This is a genomic window from Dechloromonas sp. ZY10 (genome assembly GCF_041378895.1).
In the GTDB taxonomy this organism is placed as follows: Bacteria; Pseudomonadota; Gammaproteobacteria; order Burkholderiales; family Rhodocyclaceae; genus Azonexus; species Azonexus aquae.
In genome coordinates this window covers 2,796,537-2,815,438 of record NZ_CP144212.1, presented here as the reverse complement: position 1 = coordinate 2,815,438, position 18,902 = coordinate 2,796,537, and the positions used below count along the sequence as shown (strand labels likewise).

10 protein-coding genes, 2 tRNA genes and 2 rRNA genes are annotated in these 18,902 nt (G+C 59.3%); 9 read left to right on the top strand and 5 right to left on the bottom strand.

The window, feature by feature from the left end; all coding sequences use genetic code 11:
* Nucleotides 1–19: 19 nt before the first annotated feature.
* Complete coding sequence (locus tag VX159_RS12780) at nucleotides 20–1,822, bottom strand: glutamine--tRNA ligase/YqeY domain fusion protein (protein WP_371323269.1); 1,803 nt, start codon at nucleotides 1,820–1,822, stop codon at nucleotides 20–22.
* Nucleotides 1,823–1,929: 107 nt separating this feature from the next.
* Nucleotides 1,930–4,254, bottom strand: a complete 2,325-nt coding sequence (locus VX159_RS12775; RefSeq protein ID WP_371323268.1) for a putative bifunctional diguanylate cyclase/phosphodiesterase — start codon at nucleotides 4,252–4,254, stop codon at nucleotides 1,930–1,932.
* Between the two features lie 145 nt (nucleotides 4,255–4,399).
* Between VX159_RS12775 and crcB the strand changes: the two genes are divergently transcribed.
* From crcB to VX159_RS12750, 5 genes are all read left to right on the top strand, one after another.
* On the top strand, nucleotides 4,400–4,789 hold the full coding sequence (gene crcB / locus VX159_RS12770) for a fluoride efflux transporter CrcB (RefSeq protein WP_371323267.1): 390 nt from the start codon (nucleotides 4,400–4,402) through the stop codon (nucleotides 4,787–4,789).
* Between the two features lie 540 nt (nucleotides 4,790–5,329).
* Nucleotides 5,330–6,199: a hypothetical protein gene (locus VX159_RS12765; RefSeq protein WP_371323266.1), complete on the top strand. Its 870-nt coding sequence runs from the start codon at nucleotides 5,330–5,332 to the stop codon at nucleotides 6,197–6,199.
* Nucleotides 6,200–6,254: 55 nt separating this feature from the next.
* Nucleotides 6,255–10,247, top strand: coding sequence for an ATP-dependent RNA helicase HrpA (gene hrpA / locus VX159_RS12760; RefSeq protein ID WP_371323265.1), 3,993 nt, complete (start codon nucleotides 6,255–6,257; stop codon nucleotides 10,245–10,247).
* A 24-nt stretch (nucleotides 10,248–10,271) separates the two neighbouring features.
* Nucleotides 10,272–11,036 carry an EI24 domain-containing protein gene (locus VX159_RS12755; RefSeq protein ID WP_371323264.1) on the top strand — a complete coding sequence of 255 codons (765 nt, stop codon included), beginning with the start codon at nucleotides 10,272–10,274 and terminating at the stop codon, nucleotides 11,034–11,036.
* A 38-nt stretch (nucleotides 11,037–11,074) separates the two neighbouring features.
* The gene (locus tag VX159_RS12750) at nucleotides 11,075–11,836 is read left to right on the top strand and encodes a competence/damage-inducible protein A (RefSeq protein WP_371323263.1); all 762 of its coding nucleotides are present in this window, start codon (nucleotides 11,075–11,077) and stop codon (nucleotides 11,834–11,836) included.
* 149 nt (nucleotides 11,837–11,985) lie between these two features.
* Here the strand turns inward: VX159_RS12750 and erpA are convergent, their stop codons facing one another.
* Genes erpA through VX159_RS12735 form a run of 3 tightly spaced genes read right to left on the bottom strand, consistent with a single transcriptional unit; the run spans nucleotide 11,986 to nucleotide 13,528 of the window.
* Nucleotides 11,986–12,336 (bottom strand): iron-sulfur cluster insertion protein ErpA, encoded by a 351-nt coding sequence (gene erpA, locus VX159_RS12745; protein ID WP_371323262.1) that lies wholly within the window; start codon nucleotides 12,334–12,336, stop codon nucleotides 11,986–11,988.
* A gap of 54 nt (nucleotides 12,337–12,390) precedes the next feature.
* The gene (locus tag VX159_RS12740; RefSeq protein WP_371323261.1) at nucleotides 12,391–12,801 is read right to left on the bottom strand and encodes a polymer-forming cytoskeletal protein; all 411 of its coding nucleotides are present in this window, start codon (nucleotides 12,799–12,801) and stop codon (nucleotides 12,391–12,393) included.
* Entirely contained in the window at nucleotides 12,782–13,528 is a 747-nt protein-coding gene (locus VX159_RS12735; protein ID WP_371323260.1) for a DUF6776 family protein, read from the bottom strand. The genes VX159_RS12740 and VX159_RS12735 overlap by 20 nt, the downstream gene beginning before the upstream one ends.
* Nucleotides 13,529–13,991: 463 nt before the next feature.
* On the opposite strand from VX159_RS12735, the gene VX159_RS12730 reads away from it, so the two are divergent.
* The 4 genes from VX159_RS12730 to VX159_RS12715 all read left to right on the top strand — a co-directional run bounded on the left by VX159_RS12730 (nucleotide 13,992) and on the right by VX159_RS12715 (nucleotide 18,870).
* Nucleotides 13,992–15,527 (top strand): 16S ribosomal RNA (locus VX159_RS12730).
* A 64-nt stretch (nucleotides 15,528–15,591) separates the two neighbouring features.
* Nucleotides 15,592–15,668, top strand: a tRNA-Ile gene (locus tag VX159_RS12725).
* 35 nt (nucleotides 15,669–15,703) lie between these two features.
* Nucleotides 15,704–15,779 (top strand) — tRNA-Ala (locus VX159_RS12720).
* 213 nt (nucleotides 15,780–15,992) lie between these two features.
* A 23S ribosomal RNA gene (locus tag VX159_RS12715) occupies nucleotides 15,993–18,870 on the top strand.
* Together the 16S and 23S rRNA genes with 2 tRNA genes alongside form the textbook arrangement of a ribosomal RNA operon.
* The last annotated feature ends 32 nt before the right edge of the window (nucleotides 18,871–18,902 follow it).

Sequence of the window (18,902 nt, the reverse complement as noted above, 5' to 3'; positions counted from 1 at the left end):
GCGTGTCCGCAGTCCTGCATCAGGCCTTGCCCCACGAATCCTTGAGGGTGACGGCGCGGTTGAACACCGGTGCGCCGGCTTGCGAGTCGATGCGGTCAGCAACGAAGTAGCCGTGGCGCTCGAACTGGAAGCGCTGCTCGGGTGCGGCGTTCTTCAGCGAGGGTTCGAGCATCGCGGTGATCGTCGTCTTCGAGTTTGGATTCAGATCGTCGAGGAAATTGCGCTCCAGTTCCGGCGCATCGCCTTCGCGGCGGGCGCCGGGGGCGGGCACGGCAAACAGCCGGTCGTAGAGGCGGATTTCGGCGGGGTAGGCGTGCGCAGCCGAGACCCAGTGCAGGTTGCCCTTGACCTTGACGCTGTCAGCGCCCGGCGTGCCGGACTTGGTTTCGGGCAAATAGGTGCAGTGGACCGCGATCACCTTGCCGTTTTCGTCCTTGTCGCAGCCGGTGCATTCAACCACGTAGCCGTAGCGCAGGCGGGCCTTGTTGCCGGGGAAGAGGCGGCGGAAGCCCTTTTCCGGCACTTCCTGGAAGTCTTCGGCTTCGATCCACAGTTCGCGTCCGAAGGGCATGCTGCGCTCGCCGAGTTCCGGCTTGAGCGGGTGGTTGGGCGCGTGGCAGTCTTCGAACTGGCCAGCCGGGTAGTTGTCGATGATCAGCTTGAGCGGATCGAGCACGCCGACGCGGCGCTCGTCGGAGAGGTTCATCACCTCGCGCATCGCATCTTCGAACAGCACGTAGTCGATCAGCGAATCGTTCTTGGAAATGCCGATGCGGTCGGCAAAGAGCTTGAAGCCTTCCGGTGCATAACCCCGGCGACGGGCACCGACCAGGGTCGGCATGCGCGGATCGTCCCAGCCGTCGACGTGCTTTTCCTCGACCAGTTGGATCAGCTTGCGCTTGGAGAGCACGACATAGGTCAGGTTGAGGCGCGAGAACTCGATCTGCTGCGGCAGCGGGCGCTGCAGCAGGCCGCCTTCGGCCAGGCGGGCGAGCAGCCAGTCGTAGAACGGACGCTGATCTTCGAATTCGAGGGTGCACAGCGAGTGGGTGATGTTCTCCAGCGCGTCCTCGATCGGGTGCGCGAAGGTGTACATCGGGTACACCTTCCACTTGTCGCCGGTGTTGTGGTGCACCGCGTGGCGGATGCGGTAGATCGCCGGGTCGCGCAGGTTGATGTTGGGGGCGCTCATGTCGATCTTGGCGCGCAGGATGTGGGTGCCGTCGGGGAACTCGCCGGCCTGCATGCGCTTGAACAGGTCCATGTTCTCGGCGACCGAACGGTTGCGGAACGGCGAATCCTTGCCCGGCTGGGTCAGCGTGCCGCGATTGGCGCGCATTTCCTCGGCACTCTGGCTATCGACATAGGCGTGGCCGGCCGAAATCAGGTATTCGGCGAAGGCGACCATCCAGTCGAAGTAGTTGGAGGCGTAGTAGAGATTGGTTTCGCCTTCCTTTTCCCAGGAACAGCCCAGCCATTTCACGGCGTCGATGATCGAATCGACGTATTCCTGCTCTTCTTTTTCCGGATTGGTATCGTCGAAGCGCAGGTGGCAGCGGCCGCCGAATTCCTGGGCCAGGCCGAAGTTGAGCAGGATCGACTTGGCGTGGCCAAAGTGCAGGTAGCCGTTCGGCTCAGGCGGGAAGCGGGTGCGGATTTTTGCCGGGTCGAGTTCGGCTGCCGCGTGCTCGGCAGCGGTGCCGGGCTGGCCGGCCCAGCGGCGCTGGGCGTGCTTGCCGGCGGCGAGATCGGCTTCGACGAGGTTGCGGATGAAATTGGCGGCCGGGGCCGGGGCGGTATTCTTGTCGTTGGGGGCGCTCATGGGCGGTCGGGAAAAAACGGGTTGAAGTCGGTCAAATGGCTGCAACATCGGCCGGGGCCGTCGGCGGCGCAGCGGCCAGCGCATGCAGCGCCGGAATGGGCGGTATTTTAACCCGTGACGCGGGGTGCGTCGGCAGCCGCGTTCTGCGCGGTATTCCGGGCGGCCAGCCAGTCGGCGAACTGGGCAGCGGGCAGCGGCCGTGAGAACAGATAGCCCTGCAGCCAGCGACAGCCGCTTTCACTGAGCAGCAAACGCTGGTTTTCGTTCTCGACGCCCTCGCCAACGGCATGCAGGCCAAGGCCGTGAGCGAGCGCGACGATGGCGCGGACCAGGATGCGGTCGGCGGCGCTGTCTTCGATTCGGGCGACAAAGGCGCGGTCGATCTTCAGCGAGTTGAAGGGAAAGCGCGACAGGTAGGACAGCGAGGAATAACCGGTACCGAAGTCATCGATGGCGACACCAATACCGAGTTCGCGCAGTGCGCGCAATTGTTTGCAGGCCGCCGAGTCGGGGGTGACCAGCAGACTCTCGGTGATTTCCAGCGCCAGCCTTTCGGGGGGAAGGCCGCATTGTTCCAGGGTTTGGCTGACCAGTTGGCGGAATCCAGCCTGTTCCAGTTGGCGGGCCGAGACATTGACCGACAGGCGCAGACGCTGGCTGGCGATGGCAGGCCAAAGCGCCGCCTGGCGGCAGGCTTCGCGCAGCACGTATTCGCCGATGGCCGGAATCAGCCCGATGCTCTCGGCGACCGGGATGAACTCGTCCGGCGGCACCGGGCCGAGTTCGGCCGAATTCCAGCGGAGCAGGGCTTCGGCCGCGACCGGCAGGCCGCTGCTGGCATCGACCACGGGCTGGAAGACCAGCGAAAACTCGTCGCGTTCAAGGGCATCCTGGAGTCGGGTTTCAATTTGCAGCCGACGGGAAATCGCGTCGGCCAGAGTCTGGTTGAAGTGGCAGACCAGATTGCGGCCGCCTTCCTTGGCCTGATACATCGCCGCATCGGCGCTGACCATCATTTGTGCCGCATCGCTGCCATCGCGCGGGAAGGTGGCGATGCCGATGCTGGCGGTGATGGTCAGTGCCTGTTCGCCGATGTGCATCGGGGTGTTGAATTGCTGCAGGATTTTGCCGGCAACGACCCCGACGTCGCTTTCGGCGGCGAGTTCAGGCAGCAGGATCGCAAATTCGTCGCCGCCCAGGCGGGCGACTGTGTCGCTTTCGCGGACACAGGTGCGCAGCCAGACGGCCGCCGTGCGCAGGACCTGGTCGCCGGCAGCATGGCCGAGCGAGTCGTTGATCCGCTTGAAATTGTCGAGGTCGATGAACATCAGCGCCAGCGGTGTCCGGCTGCGCTGGGCCGCGTGCAGCGCCTTTTGCAGCCGGTCCTCGAACAGGAAGCGGTTGGGCAGGCCGGTGGCGGCATCGTGGTTGGCCTGCCAGGCAAAGCGGCTTTGCAGTTCGCGGTGGTTGCGCCACTGGCGCCAGGCAATCGCAAGCAGGGTCAGGCACAGCAGCAGCCCGGCCAGCGAGGTGACGAGGGGCAGGGCCAGGGTCTGGCGCCAACTGCTTTCGATCAGTTCCTCGTTGGCTGAAACATTGAGCAGCAGCCCGAATTCGTCAATGCTGCGATAGGCCACGCTGCGCGGCGTACCGTCGCCGGGATCGCGGCCGTGATAAAAGCCGTCGGCAGCCTGTAACTGGCGCGCGCGAAAGACGTCGATGTCGGCGTAGTCCTTGTCGTAAGCCTCGGCCTGGGCCGGGGTGCGGGCCAGCAGGCGGGCATCGGCACGGTACAGCGTGGTGACCGCACCTTCGATGCGGCTGATGCTCTGGTAGTAATCGGTCAGCTTCTCGATATCGATGCCGGCATAGATGGCACCGATGAAGCGGCCTTGGGCATCATGGCGGTTGAGGATGACCGGGATTGCCCAGCGTTGCGACTTGCGGCCAAAAATCGGGCGACCGATATAGACCCGCTTGCTTTCGCTGCGAGCCCTGGCTTCGCGGAAATAATCGCGGTCGCCATAGTGGGGGCGTGGTGCAGGAATCGGGATCGCGGCAGCCAGCAGTTCGCCCTCGCTGCCCAGCAAGTTGAGTGAGGCAACCATGGGAAAATCGGATTGGCGCGCGCGCAGAATCCGGGTAGCTTCGGCCATGTCCGCCGGGTGGTCGAGGCGTAGGTCGTGCAGGTCGGCCTCGATGTTGCGGAGCATCAGTTCGAGCGATTGAAAGGTGCGAGCGGTATAACCGCTCATCGCAGTGGCAAGCAGCTTCAGATCCCGCTCTACGGCTGCGTAGGCGCGGTCGCGCCGACTGAAGGTTTCGTAGGCCGTCAGGCTGACGATCAGGGCAACCAGAACAATGCCGGCAAGCAGCAGTTTACGCACGGGCAGGCCGGGCAGTCGATTCTGGCGGTCATGGCGGTAAGTCATGAGATGCAAATATAGCAGCCTCGGAAGCGGCTCGCGCAGCCGGTTACAATGCCGGCGCGGGCTGGCAGCGATTGATTGCACTGTTAGCGTAAACCAGTTGTCGCCGGGCTTGCGGCTGGCGTTTTTTTATAAGGGAGTATCGCCGATGAATGCGCTCGGTTTTCTCGCGGTTGGCAGCGGCGCAGCCCTGGGGGCCTGGTTGCGCTGGGGATTGGGGGTTCTGCTCAATCCGTTGTGGCTGGCCTTGCCTTTGGGAACGCTGGCCGCCAACCTCCTCGGCGGCTATCTGGTCGGGGTTGCCGTCGGCCTGTTTCATCTGCATGCGCAGTGGCCGCTGGCGCTCAAGTTGTTTGCGATCACCGGTTTTCTCGGCGGGTTGACCACCTTCTCGACTTTTTCTGCCGAGGTGGTCGAGCGCCTGCTGGCCGGACAATTGATCTTGGCCCTGGGGCTGGCCGGGGCGCATCTGGCCGGCTCCCTGCTGGCTACCTGGCTGGGACTGCTCAGCGTTGGCGCGACCAGAATCTGGGGCTAGGAAAAATCACCCTGCGACGGTCGCCGTCGCTGCGCAAAAAAACGCCCTGCCGGGGGGTGGGCAGGGCGGGCAAGTTAGGGCTTGTCCCGAGGGAGGCCTGTCTGGTGAGTTCCCATCATAATTGCTACATCAGCATTTGCCGATGCGTCGAATTGTCGCGCCCGCTCGCTGTTCACGCTGATTATTTGCCCTGGGCGGGAGGGGCGGCTAACGCCCATGGTGCTGCAGTCCAGTGGCCGCATATCGCCGGCAGGCGCAGAGTGACACCATGGGGCATCGCTTGGGGCGTTGTGGCTCGTGAGTGCTTGTCCCTGGCTATCAAGGCTGACTTGCAGTTTTCCGGGCAAAAAAAGCCCGTTTTTACGGTTGACCGTAAAAACGGGCCAGAAGCACCGCCGAGGCGGTGCAGAGGGTCGATTAAAAAGCCAGCAGGAATTTGAATGGTTTTTTGGGCTCTCTGAATCAGGTAGAGGGGGAATCATGCCTTGTATTGTTCTTTAGCTCAATGTCATTTTGCGGGTGGCCCTTGATGCATCTGCCTTGTTCTACCATGCCCCTTACGGCACGCTGCCGCACGAGGAGAAAAAGTTGATTGTTTTGTGCCGCTGGTTCTGTCTGCTGGCTTGCCTCCCTGGGCTGGCTTTGGCCTCCGACCGGCGGCCGCCGGTCTATCCCTTCGCCTTGGTCAATGTGTGGTGGAAATGCTCGCAAACCACCGATGATTTGCAGGAATTGCGGGTTGATTTCGAGATCGTGCGCGAGGTGAGTGCCGACTACGCGCTCTACATCGCGCCACTGGGCCTGATCCGCCTGGCCGAAATTGCCGCCTATGGCGGTTTGCAAACCCAGGTCCATGCCTGGAATTCCCTGCATCAGCAAAAGCCGCTGACCATCGGGCGGGGCGCACTGTTTTCGCGCTGGGCGCGCGACGGCGGCAAGGTCCCGCTGGCCTTCATGCGCGGTGAGGCGGAGACGTATTACGAAGCCGACGGCTACGAAGGCGAATTTGCCAGCGTACGCAGCCGCTACGCCTGGCGCAGCGGCCACTACAGCTATCGTCTGGTACGTGAGCAGGTGTCGCCGCCCGCCGGCTACAGCGGCCGCTGGTACGCCGCTTCGATCGAGCGGCGCGGTGCCGGCGAAGTGCCGCAATACATCGGTTCGCTGTTTTTCGAAGGCAAGCACTTCCCGCTCCGGCCGCGTATCGCCAACTTTGTCGAAGTCTACGGTCGACGCTCGCAAATCCCTGAAAGTGAAGTGATCTTCTCGCCGCCGCAGATCAACGGCCAGCCCTGCCTGCCGGAACGGGTGACGCCCAATTTTTCGGTCAAGTACCCCAAACGCTACGCCACCTTCGAACAACTCCCCGACGGCCGCGCCCGGGTGGTGGCGGTACCGGAAGGGTATTGAGGGCGGGGCGCGGCGGTCGCGGTAGAATCCCCCCTCGTTTTCCTCCCTGGTTGCAATGAGACAAGAAAGAACGGAACGGCGTCCGCAGGCGCCGAGCTTGGGTGCGCGGGCGTCTGCCGCGTTTGCTGGATTGACGGCGGATTTGAAGCGCTGGTCGGGATTGGCGCGTGAAGTGTCACGGTCGACCGGCGACAAAAAGCAAAAACTGCAGGCCGAGCTGGCGGCGTTGTTAGAGCGCTCGCAGGCGGCGGTGGCGGCGCGGCGCGCGAAGTTGCCGCGTCCGGAGTTTCAGGACGATCTGCCGGTCAATGAGCGGCGCGGCGAGATTGCCGAGCTGATTGCCCGGCATCAGGTGGTGATCGTCTGCGGTGAGACCGGCTCGGGCAAGACCACGCAGTTGCCGAAGATCTGTCTCGATCTTGGAATTGGCGCGCGTGGCCTGATCGGCCATACCCAGCCGCGCCGGCTGGCGGCGCGTTCGGTCGCGACCCGTCTGGCGCAGGAACTGAAAACTCAGGTGGGGGCGGGGGTGGGCGTCAAAATCCGCTTCCACGACAAGTCGACCGTGGATAGCTGGGTCAAGCTGATGACCGACGGCATCCTGCTCGCCGAGTCGCAGTCCGATCCTTTCCTCAACGCCTACGAGGCGATCATCATCGACGAGGCGCACGAGCGCAGCCTCAACATCGACTTCCTGCTCGGCTACCTCAAGCAGTTGCTGGCCAAGCGGCCCGACCTCAAGGTGATCATCACCTCGGCGACCATCGACGCCGAGCGTTTTGCCGAGCATTTCACGGTCAACGGCAAAAAAGCGCCGATTATCGAAGTCTCGGGCCGGCTTTATCCGGTCGAGGTGCGTTACCGGCCGGTTGATGATCTCGACAAGCAGGACGACGAGCGCGATCTGTACGACGCAATTGTCGATGCCGCCGACGAACTGGCGCGCCTCGGGCCTGGCGATATTCTGGTCTTTCTGCCCGGCGAGCGCGAAATCCGCGAGGCGGCCGAGGCCTTGCGCAAGCGAGCGCTGGCGCGGCCGGGGATGAGTTCGGCGCACGCACCGGAAATCCTGCCGCTGTTCTCGCGCCTGTCGGCTGGCGACCAGGACCGGATTTTCAAGTCGTCCGGCGGTCAGCGGCGGATCGTGCTGGCGACCAACGTCGCCGAAACCTCGCTCACCGTGCCCGGCATTCGCTACGTGATCGACACCGGTCTGGCGCGGGTCAAGCGTTACTCCTACCGCAACAAGGTCGAGCAGTTGCAGGTCGAGAAGATTTCGCAGGCCGCCGCGCGGCAGCGCGCCGGACGTTGCGGCCGGGTCGCCGCCGGGGTGTGTGTGCGCTTGTACGACGAGGCCGATTTCAACGCGCGGGCGCCGTTTACCGATCCGGAAATCCTGCGCTCGTCGCTGGCCGGCGTGATTCTGCGCATGAAGTCGCTGCGTCTGGCCGATGTCGAGACCTTCCCTTTCATCGAGCCGCCGCCGAACAAGGCGATCAGCGACGGTTACGCGCTGCTGCAGGAACTTGGCGCGCTCGATGACGAGAATCGGCTGACCAAGGTCGGCGAGGCGCTGGCCAAGCTGCCGCTCGATCCGCGCATCGGCCGCATGCTGGTCGCCGCCCGCGATCTCGGCTGTCTGCACGAGATGCTGATCATCGCCGCCGCGCTGTCGGTGCAGGACCCGCGCGAACGGCCGCAGGAGCGCCAGCAGGCGGCGGACGAGAAGCACAAGCAATGGGCCGACGAGAAATCGGAGTTCCTGACCTGGGTCAAGCTGTGGAATTGGTTCAAGCACGCGGTCGACCATAAAAAATCGAATAAATCGCTGGTGGACACGGTCCACGCGCATTTCCTGTCGTATTTGCGGCTGCGCGAATGGCGCGAAGTGCATGGCCAGTTGCACGCGATGGTGACCGAGCTGGGCTGGAAGGAAAACGAACTGCCCGGCACCTACGATGCGATCCACATGGCCTTGCTTTCCGGCCTGCTCGGCAACATTGGCTGCAAGTCGGACGAATCCGGCTATTACCTCGGCGCACGCGGTATCCGCTACCTGATCCATCCTTCGTCGCCGCTGCAGAAAAAGGCCGGCAAGTGGATCATGGCCGCCGAGATCACCGAAACCACCCGCCTGTTCGGGCGTTGCGTCGCCAAGATCGAGGCCGACTGGATCGAGAAGGTCGGCGCGCATCTGATCAAGCGCCAGTATTTTGACCCGCACTGGGAAAAGAAGGCGATGCAGGTTGCGGCCTGGGAGCGGACGACGCTCTACGGCGTGGTGATCAATCCCAAGCGGCGCATCCATTACGGGCCGCTGGCGCCGTCCGAGTCGCGCGACATCTTCATTCGCCAGGGCTTGGTCGCCGAAGAGATCGACGAGACCTACGCCAAGCGCTGGCCCTTCTATCAGCACAACCAGAAGCAGATCCGCGATATTGAGAAGATCGAGCACAAGCAGCGGCGGCAGGATGTGCTGGTCGACGACGAACTGATCTACGCCTTCTACGACCACCTGATTCCCGAAGGCGTGCACAACGGCGTTACCTTCGACCACTGGCGCAAAACCGCTGAGCAGGAAAACGCCAAACTGCTGTTCCTGGCCAAGGATGACCTGATGCGGCACTCGGCCGCCGGCGTCACCACCGAGGCCTTCCCGCATCAGATCAAGGTCGGCGGCGTCGAGTACGGGCTCAGCTACCACTTCGAGCCGGGTTCGCCGAAGGACGGCGTCACCCTGACCTTGCCGCTGGCGCAGCTTAACCAGATTCCGGCGGCGCGCATGGAGTGGCTGGTGCCGGGGCTGATCAAGGAAAAGCTGGTGCAGTTGATTAAGACGCTGCCGCAGCGCATCCGCGCCAAGCTGGTGCCGGTGCCGGAATTTGTCGAGGAATTCCTGTCGACCGTGCAAGGCAACGACAAGAAGCTCAATCAGGGCCTGTTGCCGCCCCTGATCGACTACATCCTTGAAGCGCGCGGCCTCAATGCCCGGGGCTGGGCGGTGACGCCGGATGCCTTCCGGCCCGACGCGCTGCCGGCGCATTTCTCGATGAACTACAAGTTGATCGACGAGCACGGCCGCCAGCTGGATATGAACCGCAGCCTGGTTGCGCTGCGCGGCGAGTGGGGCAACTCAGCGAAGCAGGAATTCGCCGAATTGCATGAAACGCCGTCGGAATACACTCAATTGACCGACTGGAGCTTCGGCGAACTGCCAGAGTTGATGGAAGTGCCGGTCTCTGGGCAGACGGTGATCGGCTACCCCGGCCTGAGCGACGACGGCGAAAGCGTTAGTCTTAAGGTCTTCGACTCGGCGGAAGAAGCGGCCGAGGTGCATCGCCAGGGCTTGCTGCGGCTGTACATGCTGCAGTTCAAGGAGCAGGTGAAGTATTTCGACAAGAACGTGCCGGGGCTGACCCAGATGGGGATGCAGTACATGGCGCTGGGGACGACTGATGAACTCAAGCGCCAGATCGTCGATCTGACCTTTGCCCGCGCCTGTCTCGCTGAACCTCTGCCGACCACGCCGGAAGCCTTCAAGGCGCGCTGTGCCGAGGCCAAGGCACGGTTGGGGCTGATCATGCAGGAAATCTGCCGCCTGGTTGGCACCGTTCTCTCCGAGTGGCAGGCGGCAACCAAGAAACTGGCTGGTTTCAAGGCTTACCCAGCGGTAGTCCAGGATGTCGAGGCGCAGTTGAAACGTCTGGTGGGCAAGCGTTTCGTACTTGATACGCCGTTCGAGCGCTTGCAGCACTACCCGCGTTACCTCAAGGCGATTACCGTCCGTCTCGACAAGCTCAAGGCCGGCGGCGCCGCCGGTGCCAGCCGCGACGCGCAGGCGATGGCCGAATACGCGGCCTTGTGGATCAATTACGAACGGCGGGCGGTGCAATTGGCCAAACTGCACACGGTCGACCCGCAAATCGAGCAATTCCGCTGGCTGCTGGAAGAATTGCGCGTCGGCTTGTATGCTCAGGAGTTACGCACGCCGGTGCCGGTCTCGGTCAAGCGGCTGCAAAAACAATGGGAAGGGATACGCAATGGCTAATCTTTCGGCGAAGGCCGGGCGCACATGAGTCAATCACTGACCGACGCACTCGGACTGGTGGCGCTGGCGCTGATGCGCTCGCTCGGCAGTTTGCGCAGCCCGGTGGTCTGGTTCTACCTGCTGGCACCGGCGGCTGCGGCGTTTTTTATCTGGATGGGGCTGGCGATTTGGGGCGTCGGCGCAGTGGTCGACTGGCTGCTGGCCAATCCGCCGATGACGCTGCTCGCCTCGTGGGGCTTGATCTGGCTGGCCAATTTGCTGGCCTGGCTGGGCGGCTGGATGGCGATTTTCGCCGCCGCTTACCTGACCACCGCCTTGCTCGCCGCCGTGCTGGTGCTGCCCTTGATGCTGCGCCATCTGGCTCGTGGCGAATACGCCGATGTTGCACCGCTGGGGGCGGACAGTTTTATTGCTGCCACGGTCAACAGCCTGTGGGCGGCATTTTTGTTTATTGCCGCCTGGCTGGCGACCGTGCCGCTGTGGCTGATTCCCGGCCTGGGGCTGATCCTGCCGCTGTTGCTGATGGCCTGGTTCAATCGCCGTACCTTTGCTTACGACGCCCTGGCGCAGCATGCCAATGCGGGTGAATGGGCGCTGTTGCAGCGCGAGCAGCGGCAAGCGATGTTCCTGCTCGGCCTGCTGATGGCGGTGCTGGCGCACCTGCCGTTTGTGGGGCTGCTGGTGCCGGCGCTGGCCGCGCTGGCTTATGTGCACCTCGGTCTGGAATCCTTGCGCCGCTTGCGCGGCGAGGCCTTGCTGCTTGGCGAGGCCGAGCGGATTCCCGACTGAGTCGCTGTTGGCGCTTATTTTTTCGGAGAATCTGCTGCATGAAAACCTTTGGCGCAATCATCATTGGTGACGAAATCCTGTCCGGCAAGCGCCAGGACAAACACTTCGCCAAAATTGCCGAGATGCTGGCCCTGCGTGGCTTGCGGTTGTCGTGGGTCGAGTATCTCGGCGACGACCGCGAGCGGCTGGCGGCAACTTTTCGCCGCACCATGGCCGCCGGTGACGTGGTTTTTTCCTGCGGAGGCATCGGCAATACCCCGGACGATCACACCCGTCAGGCGGTGGCGCAGGCGCTTGGTGTCGGCCTGGAGTTGCATGCTGCCGCTTTTGAGGAACTGAAGATTCGCTTTGCCGGCGAGGAGATCACCGAACAGCGCAAATTGCTGGTCACTTTCCCGCAAGGTGTGCAGATGATCCCCAACCCGTTCAACCGGATTGCCGGCTTCATGACGCATGAACATTATTTTGTGCCCGGCTTTCCGCAGATGGCGCATCCCATGCTTGAGTGGGCACTCGATACCTTCTACCGCGAGCAATTTCAGCCGGTGGCCGGGCGAGTCGAGAAGGCGATGCTGCTGACTGGCCCGAATGCCTACGAAAGTGCCTTGCTTGACCTGATGGAGCGGATCGTTGCTGTCTATCCCGATCTGCGCCTGTTTTCGCTGCCCTCATTGATCGGCAAGGAGCGCAAGCATCTGGAGTTGGGGGTCGAAGGCGAGCCGCTGCGGGTCGAGCAGGCGCTGGCGGATATTCGTTGCGAAATCGAGCGTCGCGGTATTACTTGGGTATGGCGCGACTGAGTGGCAGTCACTGCAATCATGCCGCCTGAACAGCAATACGGGCGGCGATATGTGGATGCTGACTGCCGGAACAAAAATATAAAGGCCACCGATGTGCATCGGTGGCCTTTGATTGTGGCCGTTGCGTCTGGCGCCGGCCGCTCTGCCGCTTAGGCCGAGAAGGAGGAGCCGCAGCCGCAGGTCGAAGTGGCGTTCGGATTGCGGATCACGAACTGCGATCCTTCAAGACCTTCGCTGTAGTCAATCTCGGCACCGCTCAGGTACTGGAAGCTCATCGGGTCGATCAGCAGGGTGACGCCGTCTTTTTCCATCACGGTGTCGTCTTCGGCGACTTCTTCGTCAAAGGTGAAACCGTACTGGAAGCCGGAGCAGCCACCGCCGGTGACGAAAACGCGTAGCTTCAGATTGGTGTTGCCTTCTTCTTCGATCAACTCGCGGACCTTGCCTGCGGCACTGTCAGTGAAAATCAGCGGGGCGGTGGTTTCGGCAACTGCGTTCATAGGGTAACTCCAGATAAAAATCGTGCGAAATTATGAGAGCGAGTGAGAACTCGGTCAAACGGTTTGATCAGCCGGACTTTCGGTTGGTTCCGCGGCCCGGCTCGGCCGATGAACCAGGTGGCCTTCAATAATTGCTCCCTGATGCATTTCGATGGTGTCGTATTCAACATCGCCAATAATTCGGGCCTTGGGATGCATTTCGATCGAAGTTTGTACCTTGACCGGGCCGACAACGGTGCCGCTGATGATCATATGGTCGACATTGACTGCGCCTTCGATCTGGGCTTTTTCGCTGATCACCAGCACCGAGGCAGATCCGCTTTCGGTGGCTTCAACATTCCCCTTGATCTCGCCGTCAACCCGCAGTCCGCCGGCAAACCGGATATTGCCTTCAATCATGGTGCCCGCACCGATCAGGCTATCGATCTTGCTGGGCGGTTTGCCTTCAGTTTTGCGTCCGAACATGCTTGCTCCCTTTAATCGGCTCAATATGCTTGCTGCGAAGTGTATCACCCTGTAATACACGGAATTCGGCACTTACCGGCTCGGCATCGCTCGGGAGCTCAAGGCGGCCCTCGCGTCTGGTGAAATGCTTGACCTCGAGAGTGAAAGCTTCTTGGTCGCGACTTTCGGGAAACAGCAAAGTGCTGCCGTCAGCAAGAGTAATCGCCAGTTGTAGCCGTCCTTTATAGATGGGCGCCTGCTTGCTGGGGCGGTAACCGAATACCGCGCGATAACGATAGCTGTCGCCATCCTTGCTGATCTGGGCGCTATCGATACGGACCTGTCCTTCTTCGCCGGCTTGCGGGATGAGGCGTTCAAACAGCCGGATGTCTTCTTTAAGAGCGGCATTTTCCCTTTCGAGGGTCTGAATGCGGTTGGCCAACTGTTGCTGTGTGGCCTTTTCAATATTGACGACATTGCCCGCAGTATTGCTGCGGACGTTCAACTCACCCACCTCGTTACGCAATTTGTAGATTTCCTGTCGCAGTTCGCGGGTATCTGCATGATCGGCGGCGCTGTCCAGCCAGTGGGAAATCAACAGGATGCACAGCCAGAAAAGGCTGGTGACAAGCATCCATTGCCAGGGAATCTGGTTGCGAATGACCAGTTGAGGGGCGGCGATGCCGAACCGCCGATGGAGTCTGCGCAGTTTCATTAATACTGATGAACCGGATTGCACCGGCATCATGGTTGGGAAGCGCCGACTTTGGCATAGTCGGCGAACAGGGGCAAGTCACCATTGGCGCCAAGTTCGGTGCAACTATTTTTTGCCCAGGGTGTTGACGTATTTTTAAAGTTGAGTAGAATGCGCACCTCTTCGACGCGACGGGGATTCGGAAACGAGTCAGGAAGCGAAGCGGCGAAGAGTGAAGCGGTTTTTTAGGTATTGTTTTTCGGCGGTTTCGAAAAAGAAATTTTAAAAAAGTGCTTGACGAGAAGTGAGGAGTTGTTCATAATCTCGCTTCTCTGCTGCAGACGACGAGTTGTTTGAAACGACGAGTTGGCGCGGTAGTGATCTTTAACAATTTGGACAACCGATAGGTGTGGGTGTCTTGATGCGAAAGCGAGCAATCGCAAATAGTATTAAGGCAAATACACCGAGTAATAGGTAGAGAAATCTACCGTCAGTGAATTTGCGAGTTTGTTGGATTGAACTGAAGAGTTTGATCCTGGCTCAGATTGAACGCTGGCGGCATGCCTTACACATGCAAGTCGAACGGCAGCGGACCTTCGGGTGCCGGCGAGTGGCGAACGGGTGAGTAAAGTATCGGAACGTACCTTTCAGTGGGGGATAACGTAGCGAAAGTTACGCTAATACCGCATATTCTCTGAGGAGGAAAGCAGGGGACCTTCGGGCCTTGCGCTGATAGAGCGGCCGATATCAGATTAGCTAGTTGGTGGGGTAAAGGCCTACCAAGGCGACGATCTGTAGCGGGTCTGAGAGGATGATCCGCCACACTGGGACTGAGACACGGCCCAGACTCCTACGGGAGGCAGCAGTGGGGAATTTTGGACAATGGGCGAAAGCCTGATCCAGCCATGCCGCGTGAGTGAAGAAGGCCTTCGGGTTGTAAAGCTCTTTCGGCCGGGAAGAAATCGTGTGGGCTAATACCCTACATGGATGACGGTACCGGAATAAGAAGCACCGGCTAACTACGTGCCAGCAGCCGCGGTAATACGTAGGGTGCGAGCGTTAATCGGAATTACTGGGCGTAAAGCGTGCGCAGGCGGTTTGGTAAGACAGGCGTGAAATCCCCGGGCTCAACCTGGGAACTGCGCTTGTGACTGCCTCACTAGAGTACGGCAGAGGGGGGTGGAATTCCACGTGTAGCAGTGAAATGCGTAGAGATGTGGAGGAACACCGATGGCGAAGGCAGCCCCCTGGGCCGATACTGACGCTCATGCACGAAAGCGTGGGTAGCAAACAGGATTAGATACCCTGGTAGTCCACGCCCTAAACGATGTCAACTAGTTGTTGGGGGGGTAAAACCCTTTAGTAACGTAGCTAACGCGTGAAGTTGACCGCCTGGGGAGTACGGCCGCAAGGTTAAAACTCAAAGGAATTGACGGGGACCCGCACAAGCGGTGGATGATGTGGATTAATTCGATGCAACGCGAAAAACCTTACCTACCCTTGACATGTTCAGAAGCCTGAAGAGATTTGGGTGTGCCCGAAAGGGAACTGGAACACAGGTGCTGCATGGCTGTCGTCAGCTCGTGTCGTGAGATGTTGGGTTAAGTCCCGCAACGAGCGCAACCCTTGTCGTTAATTGCCATCATTAAGTTGGGCACTTTAGCGAGACTGCCGGTGACAAACCGGAGGAAGGTGGGGATGACGTCAAGTCCTCATGGCCCTTATGGGTAGGGCTTCACACGTCATACAATGGTCGGTACAGAGGGTTGCCAAGCCGCGAGGTGGAGCCAATCCCAGAAAGCCGATCGTAGTCCGGATTGGAGGCTGCAACTCGCCTCCATGAAGTCGGAATCGCTAGTAATCGCGGATCAGCATGTCGCGGTGAATACGTTCCCGGGTCTTGTACACACCGCCCGTCACACCATGGGAGTGGGTTCTGCCAGAAGTAGGTAGCCTAACCGCAAGGGGGGCGCTTACCACGGCAGGGTTCATGACTGGGGTGAAGTCGTAACAAGGTAGCCGTAGGGGAACCTGCGGCTGGATCACCTCCTTTCTAGAGAAAAGCATCCTGGCACCCACAACCTATCGGTTGTTCATAGAAGTAGCAAACAGACGGAGGGTCTGTAGCTCAGTCGGTTAGAGCACCGTCTTGATAAGGCGGGGGTCGTTGGTTCGATTCCAACCAGACCCACCAAACGTCTATCAGATAAACATGAATACGTGTTTAACGGGGGATTAGCTCAGCTGGGAGAGCACCTGCTTTGCAAGCAGGGGGTCGTCGGTTCGATCCCGTCATCCTCCACCAAAACCTAAAGATAAGCATGGGTTGTTTATCTTTAGCGTTTGGTAAAACAAATTGCTACTGTTCTTTAACAAATTGGAAGAAGGTTGTAAGCGCTTTGATGAGAAGCGACTTACACAGTGATTGCATCTGTTTCTGGCTTACAGCTAGGTCAGAAACGGCACAAAGTTTATTGAGTTGCCTGTAACCGTCTCGCAAGAGACATCAAGGTTATAGGATCAAGCGACTAAGTGCATGTGGTGGATGCCTTGGCGATCACAGGCGATGAAGGACGTGCAAGCCTGCGAAAAGCACGGGGGAGTTGGCAACGAAGCATTGATCCCGTGATGTCCGAATGGGGAAACCCACCCGCAAGGGTATCGCTTACTGAATACATAGGTAAGCGAGGCGAACCCGGTGAACTGAAACATCTAAGTAGCCGGAGGAAAAGAAATCAACCGAGATTCCCTAAGTAGTGGCGAGCGAACAGGGAAGAGCCTGACAGTGATAGCAGGAGTGTTAGCAGAACGGAATGGAAAGTCCGGCCGTAGTGGGTGATAGCCCCGTATGCGAAAACACACCTGTGGTACTAAGCTGGAGAAAAGTAGGGCGGGGCACGTGAAACCTTGTCTGAACATGGGGGGACCATCCTCCAAGGCTAAATACTCGTGATCGACCGATAGCGAACTAGTACCGTGAGGGAAAGGCGAAAAGAACCCCGGGAGGGGAGTGAAATAGAACCTGAAACCGCATGCATACAAACAGTGGGAGCCTCCTTGTGGGGTGACTGCGTACCTTTTGTATAATGGGTCAGCGACTTACGTTCAGTTGCGAGCTTAACCGAATAGGGGAGGCGTAGCGAAAGCGAGTCTGATAAGGGCGTTTAGTAGCTGGGCGTAGACCCGAAACCGGATGATCTATCCATGGCCAGGATGAAGGTTGGGTAACACCAACTGGAGGTCCGAACCCACTAGTGTTGAAAAACTAGGGGATGAGCTGTGGATAGGGGTGAAAGGCTAAACAAATCCGGAAATAGCTGGTTCTCCCCGAAAACTATTTAGGTAGTGCGTCTTGTATCACTTCCGGGGGTAAAGCACTGTTATGGCTAGGGGGTCATTGCGACTTACCAAACCATGGCAAACTCTGAATACCGGAAAGTGCGAGCAAGGCAGACAGACAGTGGGTGCTAACGTCCATTGTCAAGAGGGAAACAACCCAGACCGCCAGCTAAGGTCCCTAAGACACAGTTAAGTGGGAAACGAGGTGGGAAGGCATAGACAGCTAGGAGGTTGGCTTAGAAGCAGCCACCCTTTAAAGAAAGCGTAATAGCTCACTAGTCGAGTCGTCCTGCGCGGAAGATGTAACGGGGCTCAAACTGTGCACCGAAGCTGCGGATATCGAAAGATATGGTAGGGGAGCGTTCTGTAGGTCTGTGAAGGTGTCTTGTAAAGGATGCTGGAGATATCAGAAGTGCGAATGCTGACATGAGTAGCGATAAAGCGGGTGAAAGGCCCGCTCGCCGAAAGCCCAAGGTTTCCTACGCAACGTTCATCGGCGTAGGGTGAGTCGGCCCCTAAGGCGAGGCTGAAAAGCGTAGTCGATGGGAAACAGGTTAATATTCCTGTACCGGTTCTAGATGCGATGTGGGGACGGAGAAGGTTAGGTCAGCCATCTGTTGGAATAGGTGGTTTAAGCGTGTAGGAGTGTCCCGTAGGCAAATCCGCGGGAATTATCTGAGGCGTGATGACGAGGTGCTACGGCACTGAAGTGATTGATACCAAGCTTCCAGGAAAAGCCACTAAGCTTCAGTCTAGAAACGACCGTACCGCAAACCGACACAGGTGGGCAGGATGAGAATTCTAAGGCGCTTGAGAGAACTCAGGAGAAGGAACTCGGCAAATTGACACCGTAACTTCGGGAGAAGGTGTGCCCTAGTAGTGTGATAGCCCTGCGGCTGGAGCACGAATGGGTTGCAGTGAAATGGTGGCTGCGACTGTTTAATAAAAACACAGCACTCTGCAAACACGAAAGTGGACGTATAGGGTGTGACGCCTGCCCGGTGCCGGAAGGTTAAGTGATGGGGTGCAAGCCCTTGATCGAAGCCCCGGTAAACGGCGGCCGTAACTATAACGGTCCTAAGGTAGCGAAATTCCTTGTCGGGTAAGTTCCGACCTGCACGAATGGCGTAACGATGGCCACACTGTCTCCTCCTGAGACTCAGCGAAGTTGAAATGTTTGTGAAGATGCAATCTCCCCGCGGCAAGACGGAAAGACCCCATGAACCTTTACTGTAGCTTTGCATTGGACTTTGAATCGGTCTGTGTAGGATAGGTGGGAGACTGTGAAACCGGGACGCTAGTCTCGGTGGAGTCGTCCTTGAAATACCACCCTGATTTATTTGAGGTTCTAACCTACGCCAGTGAATCCTGGCGGGGGACCGTGCATGGTAGGCAGTTTGACTGGGGCGGTCTCCTCCCAAAAGGTAACGGAGGAGTACGAAGGTACGCTTAGGGCGGTCGGACATCGCCCATAAAGTGCAATGGCAAAAGCGTGCTTGACTGCGAGACCCACAAGTCGAGCAGGTGCGAAAGCAGGTCATAGTGATCCGGTGGTTCTGTATGGAAGGGCCATCGCTCAACGGATAAAAGGTACTCTGGGGATAACAGGCTGATACCGCCCAAGAGTTCATATCGACGGCGGTGTTTGGCACCTCGATGTCGGCTCATCTCATCCTGGGGCTGTAGCCGGTCCCAAGGGTATGGCTGTTCGCCATTTAAAGAGGTACGTGAGCTGGGTTTAAAACGTCGTGAGACAGTTTGGTCCCTATCTGCCGTGGGCGCTGGAAATTTGAAGGGGGCTGCTCCTAGTACGAGAGGACCGGAGTGGACATTCCTCTGGTGTACCGGTTATGACGCCAGTCGTATCGCCGGGTAGCTATGAATGGAAGAGATAAACGCTGAAAGCATCTAAGCGTGAAACTCGCCTTAAGATGAGATTTCCCGGAGTCTTGAACTCCCTAAAGGGTCGTCGAAGACCACGACGTTGATAGGCTGGGTGTGGAAGCGCAGTAATGCGTTAAGCTAACCAGTACTAATTGCCCGTGCGGCTTGATCCTATAACCTTGATAATGCACGCAACACAATAAAC

Excerpts from the sequence above, each read along its gene's own strand:
- VX159_RS12740 (WP_371323261.1), bottom strand. The coding sequence starts at position 12,801 with ATGTTCGGACGCAAAACTGAAGGCAAACCGCCCAGCAAGATCGATAGC.
- VX159_RS12735 (WP_371323260.1), bottom strand. The coding sequence starts at position 13,528 with ATGATGCCGGTGCAATCCGGTTCATCAGTATTAATGAAACTGCGCAGA.
- hrpA (WP_371323265.1), top strand. The coding sequence starts at position 6,255 with ATGAGACAAGAAAGAACGGAACGGCGTCCGCAGGCGCCGAGCTTGGGT.
- crcB (WP_371323267.1), top strand. The coding sequence starts at position 4,400 with ATGAATGCGCTCGGTTTTCTCGCGGTTGGCAGCGGCGCAGCCCTGGGG.
- VX159_RS12755 (WP_371323264.1), top strand. The coding sequence starts at position 10,272 with ATGAGTCAATCACTGACCGACGCACTCGGACTGGTGGCGCTGGCGCTG.
- VX159_RS12780 (WP_371323269.1), bottom strand. The coding sequence starts at position 1,822 with ATGAGCGCCCCCAACGACAAGAATACCGCCCCGGCCCCGGCCGCCAAT.
- VX159_RS12750 (WP_371323263.1), top strand. The coding sequence starts at position 11,075 with ATGAAAACCTTTGGCGCAATCATCATTGGTGACGAAATCCTGTCCGGC.
- erpA (WP_371323262.1), bottom strand. The coding sequence starts at position 12,336 with ATGAACGCAGTTGCCGAAACCACCGCCCCGCTGATTTTCACTGACAGT.
- VX159_RS12775 (WP_371323268.1), bottom strand. The coding sequence starts at position 4,254 with ATGACTTACCGCCATGACCGCCAGAATCGACTGCCCGGCCTGCCCGTG.